The 4,512-nt window shown below is 36.3% G+C and carries 7 protein-coding genes; 3 read left to right on the forward strand and 4 right to left on the reverse strand.

The genetic code is table 11. The annotated features are described in order from the left end of the window. Window positions 1-54 precede the first annotated feature (54 nt). From JHC30_00190 to JHC30_00200, 3 genes are read right to left on the reverse strand one after another with little or no spacing between them, the layout of a single operon-like run. Window positions 55-507, reverse strand: a complete 453-nt coding sequence (locus JHC30_00190; GenBank protein ID MCI4462587.1) for a SoxR reducing system RseC family protein — start codon at window positions 505-507, stop codon at window positions 55-57. Next, the gene (locus JHC30_00195) at window positions 485-880 is read right to left on the reverse strand and encodes a molybdenum cofactor biosynthesis protein MoaE (protein MCI4462588.1); all 396 of its coding nucleotides are present in this window, start codon (window positions 878-880) and stop codon (window positions 485-487) included. The genes JHC30_00190 and JHC30_00195 overlap by 23 nt, the downstream gene beginning before the upstream one ends. Before the next feature lies 1 nt (window position 881). Further along, entirely contained in the window at window positions 882-1,103 is a 222-nt protein-coding gene (locus tag JHC30_00200) for a MoaD/ThiS family protein (GenBank protein MCI4462589.1), read from the reverse strand. Window positions 1,104-1,262: 159 nt separating this feature from the next. On the opposite strand from JHC30_00200, the gene JHC30_00205 reads away from it, so the two are divergent. The 3 genes from JHC30_00205 (at window position 1,263) to fba (ending at window position 3,250) form a co-directional block, all read left to right on the forward strand. Beyond that, the gene (locus JHC30_00205) at window positions 1,263-1,571 is read left to right on the forward strand and encodes a DUF4234 domain-containing protein (GenBank protein MCI4462590.1); all 309 of its coding nucleotides are present in this window, start codon (window positions 1,263-1,265) and stop codon (window positions 1,569-1,571) included. 80 nt (window positions 1,572-1,651) lie between these two features. Further along, window positions 1,652-2,305, forward strand: a complete 654-nt coding sequence (locus JHC30_00210; GenBank protein MCI4462591.1) for an SdpI family protein — start codon at window positions 1,652-1,654, stop codon at window positions 2,303-2,305. A 21-nt stretch (window positions 2,306-2,326) separates the two neighbouring features. After that, window positions 2,327-3,250: a class II fructose-1,6-bisphosphate aldolase gene (fba, locus tag JHC30_00215; GenBank protein ID MCI4462592.1), complete on the forward strand. Its 924-nt coding sequence runs from the start codon at window positions 2,327-2,329 to the stop codon at window positions 3,248-3,250. Between the two features lie 44 nt (window positions 3,251-3,294). Here fba and JHC30_00220 read toward each other — a convergent pair whose 3' ends face one another. Continuing rightward, entirely contained in the window at window positions 3,295-4,512 is a 1,218-nt protein-coding gene (locus JHC30_00220) for an anion transporter (GenBank protein ID MCI4462593.1), read from the reverse strand.

Consider the following 4,512-nt stretch of genomic DNA (forward strand, 5'->3'; position numbering starts at 1 on the left):
AATCCTTGGTAAAAATAGCGAGGATTATTTTAGTTTTGCGGTAAACAACTTAATTTAAAGTAGTGGCTTAATAATTTCCCGTGATATGATTTTAGTAGTATATGAGTAGGGTTTTACATTTTTATCAATAATCATTACGGTAACTATTCCCACAGAAAGCGAAATGATTGTTGTAACAAAAGTAGTAAAATCTTTTAGGTTTGAAATTTTTATATTAAATCGGAATTCGAGGATAGAGCCTATAATTGCGCCAATCACAATGAATAACAAGGGTATTCCATAGACAATAAACAAGCCCCTATTAAGATCGGACTCTTTAAACTCAAACTCAACATAATCGCCAACCTCTGCTCCAATCGTATTTCTAACCAAAAGCGTCTGCCCACCCTTAAGGGAATTATTTGCACAACTATCCTTTAACCCACAGGAAGAGCATTCTGATTCCCTTGGTGCCTGGACTTCTATATATTCACCTCTTATTGCTTTAACTGTTCCTGTTCCCTTCATATTTTATCTCCTTCCATATTGGGACAATTTTTTTAACTTCGTCGATAATCCATTGCGCTATTTCAAAGCCCTCTTCTCTGTGCCTCGAAGAGACGCCAACGAAAAGTGATGTTTCTTTCAGGGGAATGTCCCCAAGACGGTGCACGATTATAACATCAAGAATACCTTCTTTATTTAAGGCGGCTTCCTCTATTTTTTTAAGTTCTTGAATTGCCATCTCTTCGTAAGCGGTGTATTCGATTGATGAAACATCGCCATCATCTTTTCCTTTTCGTGGCTCACCTAAAAATACGACCACACTTCCACCTTCTTCATTTCTTAAATTTTCAATAAGTTCTTTTTCGTTTATTTTTTCTTTCGTTAGTTTTACCATCTTAGCCTCCTCCTACCGGGGGAATAACTGCAACAGTTTCATTGCCTTTTAATTCGTATTCAAGTTTTTTGTATTCCTTGTTTACGGCAAAAGCGCTAATATTTAAAACTGGAGCAATCTCGGGGTATTTCATTAATAATTCTTCCTTTAGGGCTTTTAATGAGCCCTTAAATTCAATTTGAATTGAATCTCTACCTAGAATTCTTTTTGCTTCACCAAACAATAGCACTTTTACCACGTAAATATTATAACTGAAATAGTAATATTTTAAAAGACTGTGGAGATACCCTTGCATTTTTTAGGGAGCTATTTGGATTTAATCAATTGAGTGATAGAATATTTTCGACAGACTTTACATTTTACTTAAAAGAAGGAGGAATAGATGGTTAAGTGCAGGAGTATTTTAATGGTTTACCTTTTGTCAATTCTTACTTTTGGGATTTACTATCTTTATTGGGCGGTTCAGACAAAGGAAGAGATGAATAGTTTAGGCGCAAATATTCCAACAGGGTGGCTACTTATAATACCAATAGCAAATTTGTATTGGTGGTATAAGTATTGCGATGCATTTGCTAAATTTGTTTCAAAAGATAATAATGGGGTTATGTATTTTATAATTTTTATCTTTTTGCCGATAATAATACCTGCAATTGTCCAATCTGGTTTGAACGAAATTGGTTGTAGAAATTAAATTAAATAGGAAAGTTATCTGGTAAATGCACCTCTGTTTAAAGTTGTATTAGTGCTAAAATATATTGGAGGAGGTGTCGGATGAAAAAAGAAAAAATTCTTTTGTATTTAATTGCAATTGCTGTAGTTGCATTTATTATTGCGATGCTTGTTTTTTACCCCAAACTTCCAACAACCCTTGCAACGCATTTTGATGAAAAGGGCAACCCCAACGGGTTTATGAGTAAGTCTGGATTTTATGCATTTTCAATAGCAATGATGATTTTGCTTCCACTTTTGCTTTTGTTTATCATAAGAATTGACCCCTTGAGAAAGAACATCGAGAAGTTTGTGGACATATACTATGAATTTGTGTTGCTACTTGTTGTTTTTACAGGAATTATTAACCTGCATACGATTTTATACAATTTGGGCTTAAAGTTGCCAATTGATGTAACTGTTGGGATTTTAATGGCTGTGCTTTTCTATGGGATTGGTGTGTTGCTGCAGCATGCAAAGAGAAATTGGTTTATAGGCATCAGGACTCCCTGGACCCTTTCATCGGACACCGTTTGGGACAAGACACATAAACAGGGCTCGGTATTGTTTAAGATTTGTGGATTGATTGCTCTAATTGGAGTATTTTTCAAAGATTATTCAATATACTTTATCCTCATTCCGGTTATTGCAGTGTCTTTATATCTAACGGTGTATTCTTATTTTGCATATAGCAAAGAAATGAAAAATGAATTATAATTGAGGCATAGGAGGTGAATTATGCCATTAGTAAGAACTGATGAATTGTTTAAAAAGGCATACGGGAAGTATGCAATTGGTGCATTTAATGTAAATAATATGGAGATTCTCCAGGGCGTAATTGATGCTGCAAAAGAGGAGAGGTCTCCTGTTATTCTCCAGATTTCAAAAGGCGCAAGGAATTATGCAAAACTTGTTTATCTTATGAAACTTATTGAGGCTGCAACCGAGGACGCTCCAGAGATTCCTATTGCAGTCCACCTTGACCACGGTGATTCTTTTGAACTTTGCAAGGAAGTAATTGATGCAGGATTTACTTCCGTAATGATTGACGGGTCTCATTTGCCTTTTGAAGAGAATGTTGCTCTAACAAAGAAGGTTGTAGAGTATGCACATTCAAAGGGTGTAGTCGTTGAAGGAGAGTTGGGAAAACTCCAGGGCATTGAAGAGCATGTTGTATCCAACGAAGCAGTTTATACCGACCCTGACAAGGCAGTTGAATTTGTTCAGAGGACTGGCGTTGACTCTCTTGCTATCGCAATAGGGACGTCACACGGTGCTTATAAATTCAAAGGTGAACCCAAACTTGATTTTGATAGGCTTCAAGAGATTGCAAGAAGACTCCCAGGATTCCCATTGGTTTTGCATGGTGCTTCTTCTGTCCTTCCTCAGTATGTTGAGAAGATAAATAAATACGGTGGGAAAATTGGGGATGCAAAAGGTGTGCCAGAAGATATGTTAAGAAAGGCAACCACAATGGGCATAACCAAGATTAACATCGACACTGACCTCAGGCTTGCAATGACTGCAACCATAAGAGAAATCTTTGCGCTTCACCCAGAAGAGTTTGACCCAAGGAAGTATTTGGGACCTGCAAGAGATGAGATAAAGAGCCTTGTAAAGCACAAGATTAGAGATGTTTTAGGCTCATCGAACACAATTTAGTAAGTACTTTTTAGGATTTTACGGGGGCTTAAAGCCCCCCAATTTTATTTTCCAATTGCAAAGTAGAAAAGGCTGTATGTTAAAAGGTTTAGGATTGTAAGGATACCTCCAACCTTAAAGAACTCGATAAAAGAGATTGTGTGCCCAACTTTTTCGCTTTTCTGAATTGCAATAATGTTTGAGGCAGCGCCTAAAATTGTTAGGTTTCCTGCAATGGTTGTGCCTGATGCAAGCGCCATAAGTGTTTGAGTCGATTGCTTTATGAGGGGTAGAAGAATAAGGGATGCGGGAACATTAGAAACAAATTGACTGATAATTACCGAAATAAAAAGTATTGGAATGGGGCCCAAATTGTCCGAGTGAAGTTTTGAAAGGGTGTTTTGTATTACTCCACTTAAAAATACACTTCTCATAAGGATAAACATTGATGCAAAAAAGATGAGAGTTTTGTAATCAATATCTTTTACGATCCTCACTCTTCTTTCTGAAAATAGAATTACAGGAATTGAAGAGAAAAATGCAATATACACAAGTGGAAAATCGTATGATGGGTTGATATATGCAACAACAACCTTTGCAAGAATTAAAAGGACAAGGATTATGCTTGAAATTAAGACGATTTTTGCAAGTTTTTTGTCCTCAATTTCTACCTGCTCGTGTATTAGTTCCTCGTTATGAAATTCCTCCTTAAAGAAAAACTTCAAAACAATGCATGCAAGAAAGAAATTTATAACCATTGGGATGAAATTGTATATAAAGAAAGTTGCAAATGGATTCCGAACATTCCCGAGGACTGCGATGATAAGGTTTTGCGGGTTGCCGATTGGTGTTAGAGTGCTACCAATCGTAACTGAAAAGGCAACTGTTAGCAATATAAGTTTTGCATTGATTTTGTGGTTTCTCGAAAGAATAAGAGCAAGTCCTGTCCCTACAATTGCAATAGTGTCGTTTGTAAAAATAGAAGATAAGACTCCAAAAAAGAACAACATCTGAAGGATGAGGATATCTACGCTTTTTGCTCTGTTAAATATCTTAAATGCAAGATATTCAAGAGAGCCACTCAGTTCAAGGGCGCTTCCCAGGATGAACATAAAGAACAAGAAGAATATTACTTCAAAATTAATTGCGTTTATTGCTTCTTTTATGGAGATTTGACCAGATAACAACACGAGGATTGCACCAAGAGTCATTGCCTGCCACATCGCAATCTCGTATTTGCCAATTTTCCTTACGGATATAAGAATAATAACTACTGAAAGTAT

The sequence above is a fragment of the Caldisericum sp. genome (assembly GCA_022759145.1).
Lineage (GTDB): Bacteria > Caldisericota > Caldisericia > Caldisericales > Caldisericaceae > Caldisericum.